The organism is Vibrio tetraodonis, from assembly GCF_003350295.1.
GTDB lineage: Bacteria > Pseudomonadota > Gammaproteobacteria > Enterobacterales > Vibrionaceae > Vibrio > Vibrio tetraodonis.
This window is the reverse complement of record NZ_QLYY01000015.1, coordinates 76,875-101,407: the sequence shown is the minus strand read 5'-3', so window position 1 is coordinate 101,407 and position 24,533 is coordinate 76,875. Positions and strand designations below refer to the sequence as shown.

At 44.3% G+C, this 24,533-nt stretch carries 24 protein-coding genes and 1 other RNA gene; 9 read left to right on the top strand and 16 right to left on the bottom strand.

Translation table 11 applies throughout. From position 1 onward, the window contains the following. Window positions 1-81: 81 nt before the first annotated feature. Window positions 82-444 carry a hypothetical protein gene (locus DPF90_RS11685; RefSeq protein WP_114786522.1) on the bottom strand — a complete coding sequence of 121 codons (363 nt, stop codon included), beginning with the start codon at window positions 442-444 and terminating at the stop codon, window positions 82-84. A 366-nt stretch (window positions 445-810) separates the two neighbouring features. On the opposite strand from DPF90_RS11685, the gene DPF90_RS11680 reads away from it, so the two are divergent. Then, window positions 811-1,200: a nuclear transport factor 2 family protein gene (locus tag DPF90_RS11680; protein WP_205395191.1), complete on the top strand. Its 390-nt coding sequence runs from the start codon at window positions 811-813 to the stop codon at window positions 1,198-1,200. Between the two features lie 15 nt (window positions 1,201-1,215). Here DPF90_RS11680 and DPF90_RS11675 read toward each other — a convergent pair whose 3' ends face one another. Further along, window positions 1,216-1,404: a DUF4250 domain-containing protein gene (locus DPF90_RS11675; protein ID WP_114786520.1), complete on the bottom strand. Its 189-nt coding sequence runs from the start codon at window positions 1,402-1,404 to the stop codon at window positions 1,216-1,218. Between the two features lie 136 nt (window positions 1,405-1,540). Then, window positions 1,541-5,461 carry a phosphoribosylformylglycinamidine synthase gene (gene purL, locus DPF90_RS11670; protein ID WP_114786519.1) on the bottom strand — a complete coding sequence of 1,307 codons (3,921 nt, stop codon included), beginning with the start codon at window positions 5,459-5,461 and terminating at the stop codon, window positions 1,541-1,543. A 285-nt stretch (window positions 5,462-5,746) separates the two neighbouring features. Between purL and mltF the strand changes: the two genes are divergently transcribed. Together mltF and DPF90_RS20525 are read left to right on the top strand one after the other, a co-directional pair. Continuing rightward, window positions 5,747-7,264, top strand: coding sequence for a membrane-bound lytic murein transglycosylase MltF (gene mltF, locus DPF90_RS11665; RefSeq protein ID WP_114786591.1), 1,518 nt, complete (start codon window positions 5,747-5,749; stop codon window positions 7,262-7,264). Window positions 7,265-7,366: 102 nt separating this feature from the next. Then, window positions 7,367-7,501: a hypothetical protein gene (locus tag DPF90_RS20525; protein ID WP_275895331.1), complete on the top strand. Its 135-nt coding sequence runs from the start codon at window positions 7,367-7,369 to the stop codon at window positions 7,499-7,501. 91 nt (window positions 7,502-7,592) lie between these two features. On the opposite strand, the gene tadA is transcribed toward DPF90_RS20525, so the two are convergent. The 5 genes from tadA to DPF90_RS11640 all read right to left on the bottom strand — a co-directional run bounded on the left by tadA (window position 7,593) and on the right by DPF90_RS11640 (window position 10,984). After that, window positions 7,593-8,093 (bottom strand): tRNA adenosine(34) deaminase TadA, encoded by a 501-nt coding sequence (gene tadA / locus DPF90_RS11660; protein ID WP_114786518.1) that lies wholly within the window; start codon window positions 8,091-8,093, stop codon window positions 7,593-7,595. A 103-nt stretch (window positions 8,094-8,196) separates the two neighbouring features. Continuing rightward, a complete protein-coding gene (locus DPF90_RS11655) occupies window positions 8,197-8,580 on the bottom strand; it encodes a type IV pilus modification PilV family protein (RefSeq protein ID WP_114786517.1) in 384 nt (127 codons plus the stop codon). Further along, the gene (locus tag DPF90_RS11650; protein WP_114786516.1) at window positions 8,570-9,856 is read right to left on the bottom strand and encodes a hypothetical protein; all 1,287 of its coding nucleotides are present in this window, start codon (window positions 9,854-9,856) and stop codon (window positions 8,570-8,572) included. Before DPF90_RS11650 ends, DPF90_RS11655 begins: the two co-directional genes overlap by 11 nt. Window position 9,857: 1 nt before the next feature. Next, window positions 9,858-10,499, bottom strand: coding sequence for a PilW family protein (locus DPF90_RS11645; protein WP_114786515.1), 642 nt, complete (start codon window positions 10,497-10,499; stop codon window positions 9,858-9,860). Beyond that, window positions 10,493-10,984, bottom strand: coding sequence for a GspH/FimT family pseudopilin (locus DPF90_RS11640; RefSeq protein WP_114786514.1), 492 nt, complete (start codon window positions 10,982-10,984; stop codon window positions 10,493-10,495). The genes DPF90_RS11645 and DPF90_RS11640 overlap by 7 nt, the downstream gene beginning before the upstream one ends. Window positions 10,985-11,135: 151 nt before the next feature. On the opposite strand from DPF90_RS11640, the gene DPF90_RS11635 reads away from it, so the two are divergent. Beyond that, window positions 11,136-11,525 carry a type IV pilin protein gene (locus DPF90_RS11635; RefSeq protein ID WP_240314506.1) on the top strand — a complete coding sequence of 130 codons (390 nt, stop codon included), beginning with the start codon at window positions 11,136-11,138 and terminating at the stop codon, window positions 11,523-11,525. Between the two features lie 42 nt (window positions 11,526-11,567). Here the strand turns inward: DPF90_RS11635 and dnaJ are convergent, their stop codons facing one another. From dnaJ to grpE, 4 genes are all read right to left on the bottom strand, one after another. After that, window positions 11,568-12,716 (bottom strand): molecular chaperone DnaJ, encoded by a 1,149-nt coding sequence (gene dnaJ / locus DPF90_RS11630; RefSeq protein ID WP_114786512.1) that lies wholly within the window; start codon window positions 12,714-12,716, stop codon window positions 11,568-11,570. Between the two features lie 189 nt (window positions 12,717-12,905). Next, the gene (gene dnaK, locus DPF90_RS11625; RefSeq protein ID WP_114786511.1) at window positions 12,906-14,822 is read right to left on the bottom strand and encodes a molecular chaperone DnaK; all 1,917 of its coding nucleotides are present in this window, start codon (window positions 14,820-14,822) and stop codon (window positions 12,906-12,908) included. 241 nt (window positions 14,823-15,063) lie between these two features. After that, on the bottom strand, window positions 15,064-16,335 hold the full coding sequence (locus DPF90_RS11620; protein WP_114786510.1) for a dicarboxylate/amino acid:cation symporter: 1,272 nt from the start codon (window positions 16,333-16,335) through the stop codon (window positions 15,064-15,066). Between the two features lie 284 nt (window positions 16,336-16,619). Beyond that, entirely contained in the window at window positions 16,620-17,225 is a 606-nt protein-coding gene (gene grpE, locus DPF90_RS11615; protein WP_114786590.1) for a nucleotide exchange factor GrpE, read from the bottom strand. 145 nt (window positions 17,226-17,370) lie between these two features. Here grpE and nadK point away from each other — a divergent pair, with 145 nt between their 5' ends. Beyond that, window positions 17,371-18,255 (top strand): NAD(+) kinase, encoded by an 885-nt coding sequence (gene nadK, locus DPF90_RS11610; protein ID WP_114786509.1) that lies wholly within the window; start codon window positions 17,371-17,373, stop codon window positions 18,253-18,255. Between the two features lie 61 nt (window positions 18,256-18,316). On the opposite strand, the gene sodC is transcribed toward nadK, so the two are convergent. Then, window positions 18,317-18,829, bottom strand: coding sequence for a superoxide dismutase family protein (gene sodC, locus DPF90_RS11605; RefSeq protein ID WP_114786589.1), 513 nt, complete (start codon window positions 18,827-18,829; stop codon window positions 18,317-18,319). Between the two features lie 254 nt (window positions 18,830-19,083). On the opposite strand from sodC, the gene recN reads away from it, so the two are divergent. Continuing rightward, on the top strand, window positions 19,084-20,748 hold the full coding sequence (gene recN, locus DPF90_RS11600) for a DNA repair protein RecN (RefSeq protein ID WP_114786508.1): 1,665 nt from the start codon (window positions 19,084-19,086) through the stop codon (window positions 20,746-20,748). Between the two features lie 168 nt (window positions 20,749-20,916). Beyond that, a complete protein-coding gene (bamE, locus tag DPF90_RS11595) occupies window positions 20,917-21,279 on the top strand; it encodes an outer membrane protein assembly factor BamE (RefSeq protein ID WP_114786507.1) in 363 nt (120 codons plus the stop codon). A 104-nt stretch (window positions 21,280-21,383) separates the two neighbouring features. Here bamE and DPF90_RS11590 read toward each other — a convergent pair whose 3' ends face one another. Both DPF90_RS11590 and DPF90_RS11585 read right to left on the bottom strand, forming a co-directional pair. Beyond that, window positions 21,384-21,749, bottom strand: a complete 366-nt coding sequence (locus DPF90_RS11590) for an RnfH family protein (protein WP_114786506.1) — start codon at window positions 21,747-21,749, stop codon at window positions 21,384-21,386. Next, window positions 21,739-22,182 (bottom strand): SRPBCC family protein, encoded by a 444-nt coding sequence (locus tag DPF90_RS11585; protein ID WP_114786505.1) that lies wholly within the window; start codon window positions 22,180-22,182, stop codon window positions 21,739-21,741. The genes DPF90_RS11590 and DPF90_RS11585 overlap by 11 nt, the downstream gene beginning before the upstream one ends. A 120-nt stretch (window positions 22,183-22,302) precedes the next feature. Here DPF90_RS11585 and smpB point away from each other — a divergent pair, with 120 nt between their 5' ends. Then, window positions 22,303-22,788 carry an SsrA-binding protein SmpB gene (smpB, locus tag DPF90_RS11580; protein WP_114786504.1) on the top strand — a complete coding sequence of 162 codons (486 nt, stop codon included), beginning with the start codon at window positions 22,303-22,305 and terminating at the stop codon, window positions 22,786-22,788. 67 nt (window positions 22,789-22,855) lie between these two features. Continuing rightward, window positions 22,856-23,241: a transfer-messenger RNA gene (gene ssrA / locus DPF90_RS11575) on the top strand. A 73-nt stretch (window positions 23,242-23,314) separates the two neighbouring features. On the opposite strand, the gene DPF90_RS11570 is transcribed toward ssrA, so the two are convergent. Continuing rightward, window positions 23,315-24,175, bottom strand: a complete 861-nt coding sequence (locus tag DPF90_RS11570) for a hypothetical protein (protein WP_114786503.1) — start codon at window positions 24,173-24,175, stop codon at window positions 23,315-23,317. Window positions 24,176-24,533: the final 358 nt, after the last annotated feature.

The window sequence follows — 24,533 nt, the reverse complement described above, 5'->3', positions numbered from 1 at the left end:
AGATGCCACTGCTAATTATTCTAAATAGGTTGTAGCTAAGTCTTTGCTCAGCCTTGGTTTAATCGTTACTTGGTGTAATGGTTATGGCTTCGAAGATGGCAGCTTGTTTAGCCGCTGCTTTAAGTCTTCTAACTCTTGGGGTGAGGCATAATCCTCAGTGATGTTAGTTTGTGAAAATTGGTTTAACTCGCCACTGAGTAACGGCAGCTTAGTCTTTTCCACCTCCACCATGCCATGAGCAAGGGTTTGCTGAAGCGCAATAACCGGAGAAGGGAAATTGGCTTCACTGCTCAATGTTATCGCAGGCAAAGCAGATAAGATGCCCTTTGCCAATGCTTCTTGTTCAAGACGTTCTGACTCTGGGTTAGGTGCAAAAATAAAAAATACCACCGCACCAGAAAGCACCAGTGCAACCATTGCGAGAAGGTAGATCTTTTTCGCCATTTTCTGCTCCATCGAAGATGGCCTCTACAGCCGTGAACTAGCAGTTCGCCAATAGATAAATTGACACAATAATTACCAAGCCGCGATTGTAATTTACATTTATATACATTCAATAAATCAATTTTATGATTAGAGATTGCTCACAATAAATTTATTGCTTTTATTTATTGCTTCAAGCGCTTACATTGTAGAGATCTTAAATAAAAGAATTTTTTAGCAACCACTTCACCCTTAGTAGCCAAAAATCACAATTTTCTCCCCACTCCATTTTGGCCGAATAGGTAAACTTGTTGTCTTAATATCGAAATCTTGCCAGTGATGGTTTCGGTAACCTGTATCCCATCCATAACGATGAGGAGAAAAACGATGGACAACCAAACAATCGCTTTAAATGCGCTGCAAGTGCTACTGACCAACCCAGAATTTGATCAAGCTGAAATTGAGCAATACTTTGCTCCTAACTACCGACAAACCGTTAATGGTTTAGAATTAGGCTACGCTGAGTTTGTCGCGCATGTGGCCAAGCTGAAAGAAGATACGAAAAATAGGCGCGTGGCTATACTTGCCTGCGCAGCACAGGGAGAGCATGTATTTACTCACCACCTAGTGTCGGCCGATAAGGCGAATGGGGACAGTGTGAAGTTTGAGATAATTGCCAATTTCACTCTCGCAGAGGGAAGAATTGTGCGCTGTCAGGAACTCACCCGAATGATACAAGGGCAAGCGCAAGATGAAGATTTGGGCAGCCGTCACTAAGGGGCGGCCAAAAGCTTAACGAAACTGCTTGGCTTCGGCTAAATATTCGAAGCCAGCTTTCGCGAGTTTTTCCACCAGCTTGGCTTTATCAATATCATAGAATGTAACCAAGCTATCTAAGTCGCCAAATTCATCGCGAAGTTTCATGTTCACCATACTTAGTAGGATAAAGGTATCCATGCTCTCAAAATTTTCTAGGCTCATTGGTTTTCCTTAGCGCATTAACTCGCTTACTATATCAAAAACAAGTTGTTTTCCGAATAGCCAAGATTTCCAGAGACCAAAAAAAGCGCAGGCCAATGACCTGCGCTTAGTGTTCTAGTGCTTAAACCTTAATTAGTTAACCAAGGTTTTTACGCGCATTTTGGAACATACGCATCCAAGCACCGTTTTCACCCCAATTTTGCGGCGCCCATGAGTTCGCCACAGTGCGGAATACACGCTCTGGGTGAGGCATCATAATGGTGACACGGCCATCTTGAGTGGTTAAGCCTGTAATGGCATTTGGCGAGCCATTCGGGTTATTCGGATATTGCTGCGTCGGTTTACCCAAGTTGTCCACGTAACGAATCGCTACTGTGCCTGACTGCTCTATCGCCGCAAGGTGATCGCTTCCTGCTACTTCGACTAGCCCTTCACCGTGTGAAACCGCAATTGGCATCCGAGAACCTGCCATGCCGTCAAAGAAGACAGAGTCAGACTTTTGCACTTCAACTAAGCTAAAGCGCGCTTCAAAACGCTCCGATTCATTGCGGACAAACCTTGGCCACAGCTCTGCGCCCGGGATCAAACTCTTAAGGTTCGACAACATCTGACAGCCGTTACATACACCAAGTGAGAAGGTATTTTCACGGGTAAAGAAGGCTTCAAATTGCTCGCGAGCCGCATCGTTAAACAAGATAGACTTCGCCCAGCCTTCACCTGCGCCTAATACGTCACCGTATGAGAAGCCACCACACGCCACAAGGCCGTGGTATTCATCCAGCGCAGCTTGACCTGTCAAGATGTCGCTCATATGAATATCGGTAGCGTCAAAGCCAGCTCTATCAAAGGCTGCGGCCATTTCAACATGAGAGTTCACCCCTTGCTCGCGCAAGATGGCCATTTTAGGCCGAGCGCCTGTGGCAATGTAAGGAGCGGCGACGTCTTGGTTAACATCAAAGCTTAAAGACACATTCAAGCCAGGATCATTGTCATCTTGCTTGGCTGCAAACTCTTGGTCAGCACACGTTGGGTTATCACGCAGCGCTTGCATCTTGTGCGTTGTTTCCGCCCAAATAGTCCGAAGTTCAGTGCGAGATCGATCAAGTACTACCTCATCACCTGATGTAATCACGAACTTATCTGATACCTCTACGCTACCAATAACATGAGTGCAGTTTTCAAGGCCGTGAGCGGCTAAAGTAGACAGTACCGAGTCAAGCTCATCGCTGCTTACTTGCAATACGGCGCCAAGTTCTTCGTTAAACAAGGTCGCCAAGACGTCTTGCTCTGATGTGTTGGCAATATTGGCAAGATCAACCCGCACGCCGCAATGACCAGCAAAGGCCATTTCAGCCAGAGTGACAACAAGTCCACCATCGCCTTTGTCATGGTAAGCCAGCAGTTTGTCTTTGCGAACCAAAGTCTGCATGGCATCAAAGAAACCTTTAAGCTGCTCAGCATTATCCACATCCGCAGGCTTATCACCCAATTGCTTATAAACTTGCGCAAGTGCGGTCGCGCCAAGGCGGTTTTGGCCGTTACCCAAATCGATAAGCACGAGGGATGTGTCACCTAGCCCTTCTGAGGTCGCTGGTGTAAGCAGCTGCGGCGTCACGGTTTTACGTACATCTTCTACTCGGCCAAAGGCGGTAATCACCAAGGATAGCGGAGAGGTCACTTGCTTATCTTCACCCTTATCCTGCCACTGGGTTTTCATCGACATAGAGTCTTTACCAACAGGAATGGTCAAACCAAGCGCAGGACAAAGCTCTTCACCCACGGCTTTTACCGCTTCATATAAGCCGGCATCTTCACCTGGGTGGCCTGCTGGCGACATCCAGTTAGCAGAGAGTTTAATATGCTTAATATCGCCAATATCAGTGGCAGCGATATTGGTCAGTGACTCTCCCACGGCTAAGCGAGCAGAAGCAGCAAAATCAAGTAGAGCGACGGGGGTGCGCTCGCCCATTGACATCGCTTCGCCGTGGTAAGTGTCATAACTTGCCGCAGTCACAGCGCAGTTTGCTACAGGCACCTGCCAAGGACCTACCATTTGGTCACGAGCAACTAGGCCTGTGACCGTGCGGTCACCTATAGTAATGAGGAAGGTTTTCTCAGCAACCGCAGGAAGACGTAATACGCGATCAACGGCTTGGCTAAGATCGATACCTTCTCGCTCAATAGCAGGGCTATCGACTTTAAGCGTGGTCGCATCACGATGCATCTTAGGTGGCTTGCCAAGTAAGATGTCCATTGGCATGTCGATAGGCGTATTATCAAAGTGAGCATCTTCTAGAGTAAGGTGGCGCTCTTGTGTCGCCTCACCAACCACAGCGTATGGCGCACGCTCTCGCTGACAAATGGCTTCAAAAACAGGCATGTCTTCTTTGGCCACTGCCAATACGTAACGCTCTTGAGATTCATTACACCAGATTTCAAGCGGGCTCATTCCCGGCTCATCATTTGGCACATCACGCAGTTGGAACTTACCGCCGCGCTCACCATCATCAACAAGCTCGGGCAAAGCATTAGAAATACCGCCAGCACCGACATCGTGAATAAAAGCAATAGGGTTTTTATCACCTAGCTGCCAACAGCGGTCAATAACTTCCTGACAGCGACGTTCCATTTCTGGGTTTTCACGTTGCACTGAAGCAAAGTCTAAATCTTCTGCTGACTGACCAGATGCCATTGACGATGCCGCGCCGCCTCCAAGACCAATATTCATGGCTGGGCCGCCGAGTACAATCAGACTCGCACCAACTGGGATGTCTTTTTTCTGTACGTGCTCATCACGGATATTGCCCATACCGCCAGCGATCATGATAGGCTTGTGGTAACCACGCACCTCTTCACCAGCGTGTGAGGTCACTTTCTCCTCATAGGTACGGAAGTAGCCTAGAAGGTTAGGACGGCCGAACTCATTGTTAAACGCAGCGCCGCCAAGTGGGCCTTCAAGCATAATATCTAGCGCGTTAACAATGCGGTCAGGCTTACCGAAATCGGTTTCCCAAGGCTGCTCAAAACCTGGAATACGTAAGTTAGAAGTAGTGAAACCCACCAAACCTGCTTTGGGTTTGCCACCAATTCCAGTCGCGCCTTCATCACGAATTTCACCGCCAGAACCTGTCGATGCACCTGGCCATGGCGAAATAGCGGTTGGGTGGTTGTGAGTTTCAACCTTCATCAAGATGTGCGCATCTTCATGATGATAAGTATATTGACGCGAGTTTGGATCAGGGAAGAAGCGGCCAACTTTTGAGCCTGTCATTACCGCTGCGTTATCTTTATAGGCGGATAGTACGTGCTCTGGTGTTGTCTCATAGGTGTTTTTAATCATCTTAAACAGAGATTTAGGCTGCTCAACACCGTCAATCGTCCAATCTGCATTAAAGATTTTGTGACGGCAGTGCTCTGAGTTTGCCTGAGCAAACATCATAAGCTCGATATCATTTGGGTTGCGGCCAAGCTTGGTAAAGTTTTCAACCAAATAATCAATTTCATCTTCTGCTAGTGCCAAACCAAGCGACACGTTGGCTTTTTCAAGCGCCGCGCGTCCGCCCGAGAGAATATCCACATCCGCAACAGGTGCAGGCTCTGCAACTGTAAATAGTGCCGAAGCTAATTCAAGTTCATTAAACACGACTTCCATCATTCGATCATGAATAATGGCTTTGACTTGGATTAGCTGAGCTTCAGATAGCTGGCTCGACGTTTCCAAATAGTAAGCCGTACCACGCTCTAGACGTTTGATTTTTTCTAGGCCACAGTTATTAGCAATATCGGTTGATTTGGAAGACCAAGGTGAGATGGTGCCGGGGCGCGGAGTCACCAAAAGTAACAGACCTTGAGGCGCATGTTCTTCTATCGTTGGCCCATAAGTCAAAAGCTTTTCAAGTTTCTCAAGCTCAGACGAGTTTAGGTCTTCAGTTAGATCAGCAAAATGCATAAACTCAGCGTAAACTCCTATAACAGGCAAGTCTTGTTCACGGCAAAGTTCGAGTAGTTTGTTAACACGAAACTCAGAAAGAGCTGGGGAGCCACGCAAAATTCTCATGTGCTTAGGTCTCTTATATTAAGGTAATATGGGAATAAATTCAGAAGGTTATGTTAATATCTTGCAAACTTATGCCGATGCTACCTCTGTCCGACGAGCGCATTATAAAGGATTTATTTTTGTGATGTAACACTAAAAGCAACCGTTTGCGTCATTTTTTCAGCAAATTTGAATTACCGCAACAATCGTAATTTCAAATCTTTCGTCGCAACAGGGCCTGATTGGCTTGCCTTGTCACGACACTTTGATATAAATGCTCATAATGGAAGTATGAGAATGTGGTCAATGAAGAAGCATTACTTAAACCCTATGACATATCTGGGCGCACTACTGTTTGCTACCTTAATACTGTCTGGCTGCCAAATCGAATCTGAGCCTAAAAGCGATTTAGACCAGATCCGTGAACGCGGCGTCTTGCGCGTCGGAACATTAAACAACCAGATTTCTTACTATATTGGTCCAGATGGCCCTGCTGGTTTGGATTACGAATTAGCGCGAGAGTTCGCCAATGAACTCGGCGTTCAACTTGAGATGAAACCCGCGTATCGCATTTCATCACTCTATCCTGCCCTTGAGAAAAGAGAGATTGACATCATAGCAGCAGGGTTGATTTCATCCCCTGAGCGCACGGAACGTTTTCGGCCGGGTCCTGCCTATTACTATGTCAGTCAGCAAGTTGTTTATAAAAAAGGCAACTGGCGACCAAGAACGCTGGAGCAATTGGTCAGCAGACATGATGCTGATGGTGAACAAGAAGCTAAGCTTAAAATTGTCAGTGACTCACACGTTAAGAAAACACTCAATGCACTAAGAGAAAAGGATCACCCAGATTTTGTGTTCGAGATTGATCCCGAAGCTGAAGTCAGTGATTTACTCAAACAAGTCGCCCAAGGTGAGTTGATGTTTACCGTCGCCGATTCGGTAGAATTATCACTGTCACAACGTGTTTATCCAGAGATTGCCGTGGCGTTCGAGCTCACTGAAGATCAACCCATTTCATGGTTTGTGCGTCGCTCGGAAGACGAAAGCCTTTACGCTCTGCTGATTGAGTATTTTGGCTACACCAAACAATCTGGCCACCTTGCGTCTCTTGAAGAAAAATACATTGGCCACATAGGTAGCTTTGATTACGTTGATACCCGCGCATTTATCCGCGCTCTAAACTCTAAATTGCCGCAATGGGCACCGCTATTTAAGCAATATTCGGATGAATTTGACTGGCGATTAGTGGCAGCATTGGCTTATCAAGAATCTCACTGGAACCCGAAAGCAAAATCGCCGACCGGAGTGCGAGGTATGATGATGCTGACCTTGCCTACAGCCAAAAGTGTCGGCGTCACTAACCGCCTCGATCCACAGCAGTCAGTGCGCGGCGGCGTTGAATATCTGCGCCGCATGGTGTCTCGCATACCCGACTCAATTGCGACACATGAAAAAATCTGGTTTGCTCTTGCAGCCTACAACGTAGGCTACGGGCATATGATGGATGCAAGAAGACTGACCAAAAAACAAGGCGCCAATCCAGACTCTTGGGTAGATGTAAAGGACAGATTGCTTTTGCTGCGACAAAAGAAATATTTCAGTCAGACCAAATACGGTTACGCAAGAGGTGATGAAGCGCGAAATTATGTCGAAAATATTCGCCGTTATTACCAAAGCATCATAGGCCACATTGATCAAAAGCCTATCGACAATAGTGATAATAACGTTGACGATATTGCAGTGATTGAAATTCCAGACGCAGAACTCTCTGATGCGCATGAAACCTTACCACAGCCTTTGACAGAGCAAACACAAGAGTAATTAAAGTTTCATAATTCAAGTGCTCCTTAGCACTTGAATTATTGCTCTGCGCCCATACATAGTAACTTGTGTTTATTTCAACCCAAATAGGAGGGTGTTTTCATGCGTAGACGCAAAGTTCAGTCAAGACGCCTAAGTAAAACTGTTGCAGCTAATCGTCGTAAAAGAATGCTAAGCAACAATAAGAAAAAAGTTATCGCACGCCACAGAGCCTTTATGCAGTTAATCTGCGCCTAGTACCAATAAATCAGTACCCCTAGCTAGAGTCTGTTGCATGTAAACGCTATCTAGTAGCAATAAAAGAAACAGACTCTCATACCCACAGTGTTTATTCTTTGGCTTGTTTAAGTGCTTTTTTCTCTTTGCGGCGGCGCTTGAAAAAAGCTTGCAGTTGCAACCGACACTCCTGCTCTAATAGCCCTTGCTCGACCTCGGCATAATGATAGGCTGCTTGATGCTCAAATAGGTTTAGCACTGTACCCGCTGCGCCTGATTTTAGATCTGGTGCACCAAAAACTATCCGCTTCACTCTGCTGTGCAGCAAAGCTCCTGCGCACATAGGGCAAGGCTCAAGTGTGACATAGAGTGTGGTATCAAGCAGTCGATAATTTTTGATTACCTGCCCTGCTTTGCGCAGTACTTGCATTTCTGCATGAGCCGTAGCGTCATGATGAGAAATAGATTGATTCCAACCTTCGGCAATGATCTCGCCTTCTCTGACCAATACTGCGCCAACAGGGACTTCTCCCTCTTGCTCAGCCTGTGCTGCCAGCTCGATAGCTCTGCGCATAAAACGATGGTCTTGTTCACTAAATTGAGGCTGTGACAAAAGCGCTCCTAACTATTTCTCTAACGACTGAGTAATTTTACAATTAACACAAGATAAGTAAAAGCTCGCCGATTGATACAAACTATCCTTAAAACCAAGTTATTTAAGGCTGCGGAGCAAACAAGGTATCGAGTTTTACCGATTGTATGCGTCTCGTTCGCTCTTGCCAGCAAACTTCAACTTGAACTTTTTTAACTTGCGTGCCTTCAAGGATGACAGGCTCTGCTGTGCAATGAATCTGAAAATAACCATCTTCAGGCGCTACACATTTAGATGCTAGGTGGCAATCTCTGGGCCAAATTCTATTGGCTGCAAACCTTTCTAGGTGAGACTCTGCCAAATTGAGCGCCATGAGTTTTTGGTTAGCGGTTTCGCTTTTAACTTCAACATCAACTTGGAGCTTAACCAATCCAATCGCACCGACTGACACGATTGAAAGCGCTATCAAAACCTCAATAAGGCTCATTCCTGTTTGATTAAAGATCATACCAACTACCCTGCACCCAAGTGAGCGAGTGAAAGTGTCGGGCCACTGGTTCGGTCACACGCTGACTGTATTTTGTACTCAGCCCACCGTTAACCACAGCATAGTGATTCGGTGCATCAAGGACCAAACCTCCAAGCGGATAAAAGCGGCCATGCTGAAAATAACTGATTTGCTGTTTGCTAAGCTGAGCTGCCGGTAATTGCGCTATGGTTTGGCTTAAACGTGAAGGTGGCTTATCGTTTGCTGTTTTGGACCAATCACTAAATTGTATATTTTCTGAGGTTACCAAGTGGTAGATAAGCCCATTGAGAGGCTGCAGCGAAGAGATAGAGACAATACCGTTATGTAACACCAGCAGTAAACCCGAATCTAAATACCGTTCAATGGCAAGGTTAATAGAAGCGATATCCTGCTCCAAAATCTCACACCCGCCATACACCCAAATCAAATCATGAAACGATCTGATCAAAGTGAGTATTTGACTGACGCATGTATGGTTAAACCTAGGTTTTGGAAGAAGATCAGCTCTAGTTGGCAGCGCATTGGTCAGGGTTACTGGAACGTGAGCAATTCTCGATGTATCAGACATTATCCTAAACCACTGACTCCGGTCAAGATTAAACACTTCTTTGAAAGGGTCTACTTCTGGCTCAAAACGAAAGTCTTTTTGCGTATCTTCAGAGCGCCACGCCAAGCGAGTAAAGTGTGAATCTGCACATTGAGGGCGAACCTGTGTATAGATACGAGAAGTATTTTGCTCACTCACTTGCTGCGACGTGGGGTATTTAGTTGCAAAGCTTAGTGCATACAGCTCTCCAGCATAGCGAATCGAATAACATTCCCATTCGGCGCTATTTATTCTATCTCCCACATGAGGACTGACTTTTAAATTGCCATTCACCAACAAAGTTGAACGAGTGGTGATTGGGCTTTTTATTTGTAGCCTCGGCAAATAAAAAGCTTTCGATAAAGTCACATAACCACTGCGTGAATAAATCAGGTTTGGGCGACCTTGCTCAACGCTTAACTCATCTAAATCAAGTAATTCGATACAGCTTCCAAAGTTATGTGTGAGCTTTCGACTGGCTAGCATCTTGGCGTATGCACATTCAAGTCCTCCTTCTGCTCGCCAGTAGGAGCGACGGCTATCTATTTGATTATTGCTGTCCTTAAGTTGATAAAATATCCCCTTAGCACCTGTCATCACAAAAACAAGGATGAGGCTCATCATTAAGCTAGTCATAATAATGCTTGTTGCGCCAGACTGAGTCTTCATCTCATGAGTTTCTCGGCTTAAGGACAAATGAGACAGATAAACTTTGCTCTGGCGAATCGGTAAGAGCGGTTGTTATTGATACCGTGAGCAAAGTAGATGAAGGTAAGCTAGATGGAATGGTTTCGCTCTTTAATTCAAACGCTGTCACCATTATTTGCTTGCTGTCAAACAAGGTATTACACCGATTACCAAAGTAGGCATTAAAGTTGGCAGCTTCCGTGACAGATATCACCCTAGGCAACTTTGCTTCGCAAACTCTAAGCTGATTTGGGTAGTGATTGTTACGTTGATAAACCACATTCACGTAAGCTTCCTTTGAGCCTAGTTCACCAGAGAGGTATGCATAACCGACTAGGGAAGTCGCCGAGTTTTGCAGCCAATAATAAACATTGTCGGCGCCTGAGATTTTAATCACTTGGCCTAGTTCACCGCCATAACCCGCGCGATATAAATCATGCTTTATGATTTGGCTAACACTGTGAGTGCTCTGTTGCAGCAGCCTTTGCTTAATACCCGCATTTGTTATCTGAGCATTATGCAGCAGCAAACTCACTAGTGTCGCCATCAATACCAGACTAATTGCCACTGACACAAGGCATTCAACAAGGCTCATTCCCTGATAATACTTTTTGGGCTTTAACATTCGTCATAGCCTAAATGAGGGGTGTTCGGCGCACATACACGAACCATTGCTGAACGAAAATGGGTTCTCAATTCAAGACTAAGCTCAGGGTTAAGTGAAGGGTAAAAAAACAATCTCCCGCTTTTTGGCCTACCGTGGCTAGCATCAAAACTGATTCGATTAGCACTGTGATTTGAGAAAAGAGAAATGCCTTTAAATGACAAGCCAGAGAGCTTTGTGATTAGCATTCCTTGTGTTCTATCCTGATCATCTGTAAGTCTTAACTCCCAATTTTTGCCTGACTCAACAATATGAATCCATAAAGGCTGCCCTCGTAATCTCGCTTGCGATTTAGCCTGGACTATAAATCCATATAATTCACTGGCAAGGCGAGTCATGTTGGCCGTTTCTGACACTGAGCGAAAACTGGGGATTGCCCATAAAAGAGTCATGCTTATCAATCCGATGACAATCGCCAGCTCAAATAAGGTAAATCCACGAGTCATTTCTCAACTTCTCCTGCAAGCAGTCAGGAGCTCAAAACCATACTTGGTTTGATGCTAACACTGCTCAACAATAACTCGTGTTGGCTAATAGATAGGATTCGAGACAATGCTGGTAAATTACTGCAAATTGAGTAAGAAAAGTGTAAAGGCAATGACGTTAATCGAACTCTTGTTTGTTGTCGCCATGGTGAGTCTACTTGCACTGTTTGCTTACCCCAATTATCAGCAACAAATAAGGACAGCGCACAGAACGGCAGCCATTAGCGATCTGACTAAGCTACAACTAGAAATAGAGCATAATTATGACGAGGGTTACCATTGGGAAAGTTTAATCTCTAACGGAAAATGTCTCATTTGTCGCTCTGAGCCAGAACGCTTCATATTTGAAATACAGGCAAGCACTGATTCGCCCTATGTCATAAAAGCGATTGCTCAAGAACAGAGCCAGCAAACTCTTGATGACTGCCTTGCCAGTAATAACACTGACCATCTTAGTCTTGACGCAAATAACAGGACGTTTCCCCAAGATTGCTGGCAATAAAAAAGCCTGCAATCTATGCAGGCTTTATAATCAAGCTAATGCTTAGCTAGTCAGATCATCAAAAAACTTTTTGACGCCATTGAAAAAGCCCTCTGATTTAGGCTTGTGCTTCGTTGCTGCTTCACCGCCACAAGACTCTTCAAACTCTTTCAGCAAATCCTTTTGGCGATTGCTTAGATTCACTGGCGTTTCGACTACCAACTTCACAATCAAGTCGCCTACCCCTCCGCCACGAACGCCTTTAACACCTTTACCGCGCATACGGAACATACGGCCAGTTTGAGTTTCAGTTGGTACTTTAAGGTTGACACGACCATCAAGAGTCGGCACTTCCACTTCACCGCCTAAAGCTGCCATTGCAAAGCTCACTGGTACTTCACAGTAAAGGTTGTTGCCATCGCGTTCAAAAATATGGTGTTCTTTGACATGTACTTGAACATACAAGTCACCCGCTGGCGCACCCATTTCTCCTGCTTCGCCTTCACCAGATAAGCGAATGCGATCGCCAGTATCTACACCTGCTGGGATCTTAACATTGAGTGTTTTGGTCTTCTGTTTACGGCCCTGACCGTGACATGCATTACATGGGTCTTTCACTACCTTGCCTTTACCATGACAAGTAGGACAGGTTTGCTGAACGGCAAAGAAACCTTGGCGCATCTGCACCTGGCCATGTCCATGGCAAGTACCACAAGTTTCTGGTGCTGAGCCTTTTTTCGCTCCGCTACCGTCACAAACATCACAGTTAACTAGGGTAGGAACTTCAATTTCTTTAGAGATGCCACGCACAGCATCTTCCAGCGACAATTCCATGTTATAGCGTAAATCGGCACCGCGCTGCGCACGTTGCTGACCACCACCTCGACGACCACCGCCAAAGATATCGCCAAACACATCACCAAAAATATCGCCAAAGTCAGCACCAGCTCCGCCACCACCGAAACCACCGCCACCCATGCCACCTTGCTCAAATGCAGCATGGCCATACTGGTCGTAAGCTGCTTTTTTCTGAGGATCAAGCAGGATTTCGTACGCTTCTTTTACTTCTTTAAATTTTTCTGCAGCAGACTCATCACCCTGATTACGATCGGGGTGGAATTTCATTGCAAGGCGCTTATAAGCCTTTTTAATATCGCGCTCTGATGCATCACGGCCTACGCCTAATACTTCGTAAAAATCACGTTTTGACATTTTCTTCGTCACCAATTTATTACTGCAAACGACCTATTGTCGCTTGGTGTTTATATCATTCTAGATAAAAATTCGAGATCACAGTTTCGGGAACCATTATCTAGACTGACAAGTCAATTACAAACAGACGGGCGCATGAGTTACCCCAAACGCCCGCAATTATGCATTAAGCTAAGTCCGAGTTAAAACTTATTTTTTCTCGTCTTTCACTTCTTCAAATTCAGCATCAACAACATCGTCTTCTTGCTTAGGCTGTTCACCAGCTTCAGCACCTGCTGCTTGTTGTGCTTGAGCTTGTTGCTGAGCGATTTCCATTAGCTTTTGAGAAGCTGTCATTAGCGCTTGAACTTTCGCATCTATCGCTTCTTTGTCGTCGCCGCCTTTCACTTCTTCAAGCTCAGAGATAGCCGCTTCGATTTTCTCTTTGTCTTCCGCTGGCAAAGCTTCGCCTGCTTCTTCAACTTGCTTGCGAGTACCGTGGATCATTTGGTCAGCTTGGTTACGTGCAGTTGCTAACTCTTCGAACTTCTTGTCCGCTTCTTTGTTTGCTTCTGCTTCTTGAACCATTTTCTCGATTTCGTCATCGCTTAGACCGCCAGATGCTTGGATAGTGATCTTCTGCTCTTTACCTGTCTGCTTATCTTTAGCAGAAACGTGCAAGATACCGTCCGCGTCAAGATCGAAAGTTACTTCGATTTGAGGCATACCACGAGGCGCTGGCTGAATACCTTCTAGGTTGAATTGACCTAGAGACTTGTTGTACATAGCCTGCTTACGCTCACCTTGAAGAACATGGATAGTTACCGCATTCTGGTTGTCTTCTGCTGTAGAGAAAACTTGGTTCGCTTTGGTTGGGATAGTCGTGTTCTTTTCAACTAGTTTAGTCATCACGCCACCCATAGTCTCGATACCTAGAGACAGAGGCGTTACGTCTAGTAGAAGAACGTCTTTAACATCACCCGCTAGAACACCACCTTGAACCGCAGCACCCATGGCTACTGCTTCATCAGGGTTCACATCTTTACGTGCTTCTTTACCGAAAAATTCAGCTACTTTAGCTTGAACCATTGGCATACGAGTCTGGCCACCTACTAGGATAACATCAGTGATGTCACCAACAGAAAGGTCCGAGTCAGCCAAAGCAACTTTTAGAGGCTCAAGAGAACGTTGTACTAGGTCTTCAACTAGAGATTCTAGTTTTGCACGAGTCACTTTAACGTTCATGTGCTTAGGACCAGTCGCGTCAGCCGTTACGTAAGGTAGGTTTACGTCAGTTTGTGAAGTAGAAGAAAGCTCAATCTTCGCTTTTTCTGCTGCTTCTTTAACACGCTGCATTGCTAGAGGATCGTTCTTAAGATCGATACCTTGCTCTTTCTTGAACTCGTCAACCAAGTAGTTGATCATTCGGTTGTCAAAGTCTTCACCACCTAGGTGAGTGTCACCATTAGTTGCTAGTACTTCGAATGTTTTCTCGCCTTCAACTTCATCAATCTCAATGATAGAAATATCGAATGTACCACCACCAAGGTCGTAAACAGCGATAGTGCGATCGCCACCTTGCTTGTCTAGGCCGTATGCTAGTGCAGCAGCCGTTGGCTCGTTGATAATACGTTTTACTTCTAGACCAGCAATGCGACCTGCATCTTTTGTAGCTTGACGCTGCGCATCATTGAAGTAAGCTGGAACTGTGATAACAGCGCCAGTCACTTCCTCACCAAGGAAGTCTTCAGCTGTTTTCTTCATTTTTTTCAGTACTTCAGCTGATACTTGAGGAGCTGCCATTTTTTGGCCTTGAGCTTCAACCCAAGCGTCACCGTTATCTGCCTTAACGATTTTGTAAGGCATGATTTCGATATCACGCTGAACTTCTTCATCTTCGAAGCGACGACCGATTAGACGCTTGATAGCGAATAATGTGTTTTCAGGGTTGGTTACCGCTTGACGTTTTGCTGGCTGGCCTACTAGAGTCTCGCCATCAGTGTATGCAATAACCGATGCCGTTGTACGCTCGCCTTCTGCGTTCTCAATAACGCGAGGCTTGTCACCGTCAAGAACAGCAACACAAGAGTTAGTAGTACCTAAGTCAATACCAATGATTTTACCCATCAGGTTATCTCCGAATAAATTCTATTTTCGTTTTGCTATATCCCCTATGTGGGGATGGAGAATAGGGATTCAACCCTTATCCACAAACTAAAATAATTTTGTTTGTTTCACTTATGCCAAATAAATAGGGTCGCTAAATGTCTTTTCAAGGGGATAGTGAAAAAAAAGTGAAAAAAAATCGAATATAAAAAAACGAGACCATTGGCCTCGTTTTTCAATACAGGTATAAACAGATCAAGCTTTAAACATTCGCTTGCGCGGTTTTTACTTCCTGCTCTTGTTTACCGATTTCACCTTCTGTTTTAGCAACAATGGTATTCACCGCTGTGTCGCCAACAACATTTGAAGAAGTACAGAACATGTCATTAATACGGTCTACCGCCGCAATAATGGCTAAACCTTCTGGTGGTAACCCCAATTGGTGCAGCAAAACACCAACCATAACCACGCCACCACCAGGAACGCCACCAGCACCGATAGACAAAAGAAGAATAGTCAAACCAAGGGTAAAGACATCTGCGGTATTAATTGGTTGACCAAAAGCGTTAGCAACGAAAATAGTCGCGAGCGCAATGTAAATCGACACGCCAGACATATTCATGGTAGCGCCAAGTGGCACACCAAAACCTGCAACCGATTCCGATACTTTTAGTTTCTCGGTCAAGGTTCTCATTGTGACAGGGATAGTCGCATTCGAGCTTGCTGTTGATAGTGAAAACAGAATTTGCTCACGAGTTGCACGAAGGAAAGTCTTAGGAGACGTGCCTGTTGCAATGCCTACCGCCACTGGATAGAACACAAAGATCCAGAATACCAGCATGGCAATCACTAACGCCACATAACTCGCTACCGATGCTAGAGTATGTGCATCCAGCGTTGCACCTAGTTGGATCATAAGCGCAAAAACACCATACGGCGCAAGGCTCATCACCAAGCCAACCAATTTCATCATGATCTCATTGGCTAGCTTAAAAGTGCGAATGGCTGGGCCACCTCGTGAATCCAAAGCTTGGATTGCAAGACCAGTCAGAATCGCCATAAAAATGATTTGCAGCATGTCACCGTTGGCAAATGCTTGAACAGGGTTGCTAGGAACAATATTAACAACGAGAGAGAAAATATCTGGCGTCTCAGTTGTTGTCAGTTTAACCGACTCTGAGATTGTACCCGCTAAATTAGCATCCGCACCAGGCTGGACAAGTAGACCTACCGTCAATGCTGCCGCAATCGCGATAATGGTGTTGATAATATAGAGTGCAAAAGTTTTACCACCTAGACGGCCAAAGGCAGTAATGTCTTTTAAATCAACGATACCACATACGATAGATACGTATACGAGAGGAACGACAAGAAGTTTGATCAATGATACAAACATCCCCCCTGCACCTTCCGCTGCGCCGAGTAGATATGTATCAAAAATAGCGACTCCGTTAAACAGGTACTGGATTGCAGTACCTATCAGTAGGCCTGCAAATAAGCCTACAAAAATTTTGCTCGATAGAGATTTGTCCATCATGCATCTCCGAGATGTTGTGTATGTATTTTATGGTTTTATAATTTAATCCGACCATTAAAGTGACGGAAGTCGCACATAATACACACAAAGGTAACAAAATAAAGTCGTTGTTTACGCTAATGTTACATATATCCAATAGGAAATTTATTCTCTTACCATTAGCTACCGAGAAATAATTCAATAAATCAATACATTCGATGCTTACCTTGCCAATAATCTAACGCGATAAAAAAAGAGAGGCATAAGCCTCTCTTTAAACTAACAAATATAAACATTGGTTGTTATTTAGACACCATCACCATGGCCGGACGAATGACTCGACCATTCAGCTCGTAGCCTTTTTGCATCACAAACATAACCGTGTTTGACTCATGGTCTGGGCTTTCTTGAATCGACATGGCTTGGTGCATTTCAGGGTTGAATGTCTCACCTTCAGGGTTGATTTCCTTCAAGCCAAATTTGCCCACAGCATCAACAAAGGTTTTATGAGTTAGCTCAACACCTTCGATAATTGGTTTAACCGCTTCATTTTCAGCATCTGCTGATTGAATAGCACGCTCTAGGTTATCGATAACAGGAAGTAATTCTTCAGCAAACTTGTTTAACGCATATTTGCGGGCTTTGTCAATTTCCGTTTCAGTACGACGACGCATATTTTCAACTTCAGCTTTAGCACGCAGTACAGAATCTTGCTGCTCCTTTAGCTTAGCTTCACTAGAGAGCAGAGCCGCTTCAAGTTGCGCAACCTTTGAATCTTGCTCAAGGTTTTCTGTCTCTTCGTTCCATTCGATATCAGCTTCACTACCTACAACTTCGGCTTCAATATCTTGCACCGTATCTTGCTGCTGTAGTTCATCTTGGTTAATTTTGTTTTCTTCGTTGCTCATGATATCTCCAGAATCTAGTTCCATCTGTATCTAAAGCATCACGTTTATCACTCTTTAGACACATAAAAATTCGCATAAATAGCTAACTTGCCATTATTATGGGGATGAAGATTGTCGAATCAAGCCTATTTAGTGCGGAAAACCTATGAAAAAGCCTTTTGAAGTGATCGCCATCATTGGTAAACCCAGAAATCAGCAAGCAATTCAAACTCATAGAGACTTATATAACTGGCTCAAATCCGAAGGATATAAGGTTTTTATTGACGACCGACTCGCCGATATTCTCAGCGATATACCACGAGAAGACTTTTCAAGTCTGATTGAGCTGGGTAAAGCGGCTGATCTGGCGATTGTCGTTGGTGGTGACGGCAATATGTTGGGGGCGGCAAGAGTGCTATCTCGATTTAAAATTTCAGTTATTGGGGTTAATCGTGGCAGCCTAGGTTTTTTAACCGACCTCAACCCTGAAGATTTCCAAGACACATTGAAAAATGTCTTAGACGGTGAGTTTATTGTTGAAGAACGCTTTTTACTTGAAGCGGAAGTACATCGCCACGGCCAAGTAAAAAGTCACAATGCAGCATTAAATGAAGCCGTACTTCACCCTGGGCAAGTCGCCCATATGATTGAATTTGAAGTGTATATAGATAAGAGCTTTGCTTTCTCTTTACGTGCGGATGGATTGATAGTGTCGACTCCAACAGGTTCGACCGCTTATTCTCTATCTGGTGGAGGACCGATTCTTTCTCCAAGCCTCAATGCTATTTCTCTGGTGCCAATGTTTCCACATACGCTTTCCAGTCGGCCTTTGGTTGTTGATAGTAAACGCCGAATCAGACTTGTGGTGTCACCGGAAAACAGAGGAACTCAAGAAGTAAGCTGCGACGGGCAAGTCTCTCTACCTGTATCACCGGGCGATGAAATTCATATTTATCAAAGTCCCAATACGTTAAATTTAATCCATCCGAAAGATTACAGCTATTATCATGTACTGAGAAACAAACTAGGTTGGTCAAGCCGATTGTTTTAGAGGGCTCATCGGATAAACGACCAAGGTTAGTATATTCACTAACCTTGGTTGCAAATAATCGTTATTTAATCACACCACACACAATTCTGGCGCCACCACCACCAAGAGGTGCTGGATGATCAGAATGGTTATCGCCGCCCGCGTGAATCATAAGCGCACGATTTTTTACATCAGTCAGTTGTACTCGTGGAGCTAACACTGGCTGAGTTGCCATACCTTTACTGTCAACATAGAGCGCTGGCAAATCGCCAAGGTGATTATCGTCAGTCCAAGGCGTGCCATGCTTACCGGTTTGTTTAGGATCGTAGTGACCACCAGCTGCGCCGCCTAACACTGTCTTGCCATCTTTACTAATGCTGTCACATGAAGCGTTAGCGTGAATATGAAATCCATGTAAGCCTGCTGGCAAGTTGCTCAAATTGGGCGTAAAAACCGTTCCGTAAGCTGTTTGTTCAAGTGAAACACTACCGACGGATTTGCCTGAATTGAGATCGATCATTTCTACGTCAGTGGTATTGGCCAAAGCAGTAGCCGAAAACATCATCATCAGCGCAGCAAGTTGTGTTTTATACATGAGGTATTCTCCCATTTTCTTATTTGTGTAAGGCAAAGCGACTTTGCTCATAGGCTATTGATATAAACTTCACCGACTATAACGCCTGCGCCATCAGCTCGTGAAATCAAAACCACCTATTAATAACATAGGCAACAACAATGGTCCTGATAATGACAAAACGAAAATAATTTGATTTACTCCTCTTTACTGTATAAAGAAACAGTATATACTGTTTCTTTATACAGTATTGGTAATTCAAACAGGTGTGAAAGATGCTGGCTCATTTAAGTGTTAATAACTTTGCCATTGTTAAGTCGTTACAGCTTGAACTTTCTAAAGGCATGACAACCATCACTGGCGAAACCGGTGCAGGTAAATCGATTGCTATTGATGCGCTTGGCTTATGTTTAGGCGGTAGAGCAGATGCCAGTATGGTGAGACAAGGAGAAGAAAAAACCGAAGTCAGCGCAGCCTTTACCCTAGAAGATAATATTAATGCAACGCGCTGGCTTGAAGATAATGACTTACTTGATGGTAACGACTGTATCTTGCGCAGAGTCATCAGTAAAGAGGGCCGCTCAAGGGCTTTTATTAATGGCAGCCCTGTTCCTTTGTCACAACTTAAAAGTCTCGGGCAATTACTCATCAACATTCATGGCCAACATGCTCATCATCAATTAATGAAAGCTGATCATCAGATGGCAATGCTAGACCAATATGCTGGGCACGGAAATCTATTAAAAAATACTCGTAATGCTTACCAAATTTGGCGCCAAGCAGATAATCATTTAAAACGGCTCAAAGAAAATAGCGCAGCTAACTTAGCGCAAAAACAACTCCTTGAGTATCAAATCAAAGAGCTTAATGAGCTCTCTCTTGACGAGGGTGAATATGAACAACTCGAACAAGAACACAAGCGATTATCCAACAGCGGAGAGTTGGCCAACATTTGCCAACAGGCCATCGAACTTATATACGAAGGTGAAGAAGTTAATGCGCTTGGTATTCTCCAATCAGCCAACCACTCCTTAGTTCAGCTGGCCGAGCTAGATAATACGCTTACTCAACTTCCTGATATGCTCTCAGAAGCTATTATTCAGATTGAAGAAGCGAACCGAGAGCTGCGTAGCTACATGGATAACATTGATGTGGATACAGCGCGAATGAATTACGTCGAGGAGCGTTTTTCAAAAGTCATGTCAATGGCACGTAAGCACCATGTTCTACCGAGTGAGCTCTATCAGCATCATCAAGATTTACTAAACCAAATCGCTGACCTTGATTGCTCTGATGAAAAGCTGGATGAATTGCACCAAGATGTTGAAGAAGCTTATCAAGGCTTTGTTAAAAGCGCAGAAAAGCTCAGTAAGTCTCGCTGCCGCTACGCCAAAGAGCTCAACAAGCTAATTACCACAAGCATGCATGAGCTAAGCATGGAAAAAGCGCAGTTTTGTATCCAAGTTGATAAACAAAATACACATCCCTCGCCGCTTGGCATCAATACTGTATGTTTCATGGTATCAACCAACCCTGGTCAATCCCTTGAGCCGATTGCCAAAGTCGCATCAGGCGGAGAGTTATCACGCATATCACTTGCCATACAAGTCATTACCGCGCAAAAAGTCGATACTCCAAGCCTGATTTTTGACGAAGTGGATGTAGGGATCAGCGGCCCAACAGCGGCCGTGGTTGGCAAAATGCTGCGCAAGTTAGGAGAATCAACTCAAGTTCTCTGTGTAACTCATTTACCGCAAGTAGCAGGCTGTGGCCACCAGCAACTCTTTGTTGCTAAGCAGACCAAAGCAGGTAAAACGGAGACACAAATGCGCGCACTGGATAACGAGCAAAGAGTCTCAGAGCTCGCCCGATTACTCGGTGGTAGTGAGATAACCGAATCAACCATTGCCAATGCGAAAGAGCTTCTGATAGCAGCTTAAGATCCCCACTCAAGGTAACGGTGCTATGGAAATTTGGAACGAGTTTGCAACTTAATTCAAAAATCACGGTCTGAAACAGTTCAAAACGAGATGAGCTTTTTACTTTAGCGCTCAGCTTGTTTATTATCAGCCCAATTAAAGAAATTTCCGTTACAAGAATTGATACATATGCAAATAAAAAAGTGGCTTGTTATTGCGCTTCCACTCTCAATGACACTGTTAACAGGCTGTTCTTTACTAGAGAAGCTTGTATACCGGATTGATATCAATCAAGGTAACTATGTAGAGCAAAAAGCCGTTGATAAATTGAAATTTGGCATGACCAAAGAGCAAGTTCGCTTTGTGTTAGGCTCGCCTATGCTCATTGAAAATGGTTATCCAAATACTTGGTACTACATTGATCATCAGACCGAAGGCCACCAAGATTCGGTGCAAAAGAATCTTATCGCTCGCTTTAACGATGAAGGTAAACTGGTCAATATTGACGGTGACTTTCCGCCAAGCTCAGACTTCTTTGAGCAAATACATTAAGCTCATCATTTAAATGACTCTGAAAATAAAAGGGTTGAAGTATAAACTTCAACCCTTTTACCTTAAATAAGATTAATTGGCTAATTTCGCTAAGCACAAAATAGTTATGATTCAGGTGCGCTTTCTTTTCTCAGTGGGTTTTGTTTTCCACCCGTGACGGGATCGGCATTACCTGCTTGTTTGGCTTGCTCTGCTCTCTTACGGCGAATATCTTTCGGGTCCGCAAGAAGAGGACGATAAATCTCTATTCGATCTTTGTCTCTTACCGTCGCGTCAAGCTTAACATTACGACTAAACACACCAACTTTATTCACCGACAAATCCACTTCAGGATATTGCTCTAATACCCCAGACTGGCGAATAATCTCTTCAACCGTCATCGCGCGGTTAACTACCAAGGTGTAGACACGCTGCTCGTGTGGCAAGGCATAAACCACTTCCACATGGATCATTTCAGACTCAATACTCATAGAACGAATACACCTGTTTTGCGCGCTGGGTAAATGCATTCACCATATTATTGGTCAACTCACTAAAGACTTTACCAAACGCTAATTCAACCATCTTACTTGAAAATTCAAACTCCAGTTTGAGTTCGACTTTACATGCTTTTTCATCCAAAGCGGTGAAAAACCAGCCCCCTTTAAGGGTTTTAAATGGCCCATCAACAAGGCTCATTAAAATCGCTTCGCCCGGAACCAACTGATTTGAAGTGGTAAAGGTTTTACTTATTCCCGCTTTTGAAACATTAACAGAAGCTACCATTGTAGATAAACTCGACTCGATGACCTTAGACCCAGAACATCCTGGCAGAAATTCTGGGTAACTGGCCACATCATTGACTAGGTCAAACATCTGCTGTGCGCTAAATGACACCAAAGCCGAACGACTGACTTGCTTCATATAGATTCCTCGTCATACATGCCAAAACAGCTGGCATATATCAATTTTACTTTTATTTTTGCCCTTAGCGCAAATAAAGGGATTTCTTATCTTAGCGCCTGACCGTATAATGGCTCCATTATGGCAAAGAAAAAATCAAAACAAAAAGCGGGTAGCAATACCATCGCGCTCAACAAAAAAGCTCGTCACGAGTATTTCATTGAAGATGAAATCGAAGCTGGCATGGAGCTACAAGGGTGGGAAGTGAAAGCCCTTCGCCAAGGTAAAGCCAATATTTCTGAAAGTTACGTATTTATGCGTGACGGTGAAGCCTTTGTGAGTGGCATGACAATCACTCCTCTTAATCAGGCATCGACGCATGTTGTCGCCAATCCGACACGTGTGCGAAAACTTCTTATGAGTCGTCGCGAACTGGATAATTTACTAGGACGCATCAATCGCGAAGGCATGACATTAACAGCGCTCTCGCTCTACTGGTCACGCTCTTGGGTGAAGATCAAAATCGGTGTGGCTAAGGGTAAAAAGCTTCACGACAAACGAGACGATCTGAAAGACAAAGATTGGCAGCGCCAGAAAGCTCGAGTGATGAAGAGCTCACTGCGCTAATCTTAACCACTTAAACGCATAGCGCTAGACAGTACGCCTGTTTCTGGTACTATGCGAAGAACACTCTGGGGCTGATTTAGGATTCGACAGGAATTTTGCAGTCTAAGGTGCATGCCGTGGGGCGGTTGGCCACGTAAAAAGCCGCAAAAAAATAGTCGCAAACGACGACTTTAACGGTTCAGTACGCCTAGCGGCGTAATTCTAGTCTAAACCACTAGCTGACCTCTCTCGCCCTAGCTTCCGCACGTAAGACGGGGAATAACGAGGGATCAAACCCAAACGCGCTAGCCCGGATTCTCCCGCCTGAGAGATGAACGGCGAAATTTAATTCAGGCTAGTCATTCATTCGCGTGTCGGTTCGCAGGTGGGTGGCGAAATTAAAGATCGACTAAGCATGTAGTACCGAAGATGAATGGTTTTTGGACGCGGGTTCAACTCCCGCCAGCTCCACCAAACGTTTGGAAACAGCGTATTATCAATTAGTTAACGCTTTTTTGGTAATGCGCTGTTTTTGTATAGATGCACACTAAAGTACCACATCTTTTATCCGCTCTTTAGTTATCTGAATCCCATCAAAAAGCAATTCCATAAACCAATCAATATTAGAGAAGTATGTAGTTCTCACTAACCCTGACTGAAGGAGTGCAGCTATAGCAAGGATTAAAGTCAAAATAGCCATCCATCTTGCATTGCTATCCGCCCTGTCTTGTCTAGCTTTTTCTTCCTTTAGGTGTTCAAGAGTAACCAGTAGTTTACCTTTCGCTGTAAAAGTAAAGCTATTTTTAGCTCTTAATTCTCCAGATTCTACAAGCGACTCAAGTATACGCTGGATTCTATCCACCCTGACTTTAGACTTATTATTAAAAATGGACATATTTCCGTACAAGTCATTGCTAACAGCTCTGGCTGATAACTCTTTGTGTGGATTGTCTTCTGTCATTCTATCAACTGTTTCAAGTACTTTAATTCTATTTGGTCTCTTCAGTGGCTTCTTGCTATGGAAGAACTTATGGACACAGTACTTAGCTAGCACATAGAGCGATACTAACTTGTAATAGCCTGTGCATTCATACCACAAAAACTCTCGTTTAGTGCAGTAAATATGGTCAACCAAACCATGGAAATGCCTAACCTCAAACTCAAAGGTACTTAACCCACCAAGACTTGGCTCTACTGGTTCATTAAATTCTTGGTCTCCTTCTACCCACGCTAGTGCATACAGAGAATTACCTTCAACCCTCTCCCCAATATAATTAACATCGCCCTGCTTGATACGAACAGAGTAACAATCTACCTCAGCTCCCTCACTGCCACTTCTTGGTACTGATTGGAGCTTTGGTACTTCAAGTACACTCTTGAGCTTTTCAACAAACCACTTGTCTAGCATTGAACTATCCCTAGTGTTTAATACTAAGGGTATTATACCAACATTACACATCAAGTAACCTATACAACATAACCCCAGCTATTCCTAACTCCTTGGCTGCTACTATCCCTCATCACCATTCCACTAACACTAAATGGCTTTACTTAAGCACTTTGTTTACATCTTATTTGTCACACAAAGAGCGGTGACTTATTACCCTTTTAAAAGCTTAAAATAGCTGCTTAATTGTTGCCAATGCTTCTTAAGTGCTGATTTATGCTCAGCTTCCATCGGAAGTTGTTGCAATAAGTCAGGCCAGCTTTTTCGAGCTATTTCCATCCATTCTGTTCATCAACAAATTTGGCTTACAGCCTATGAG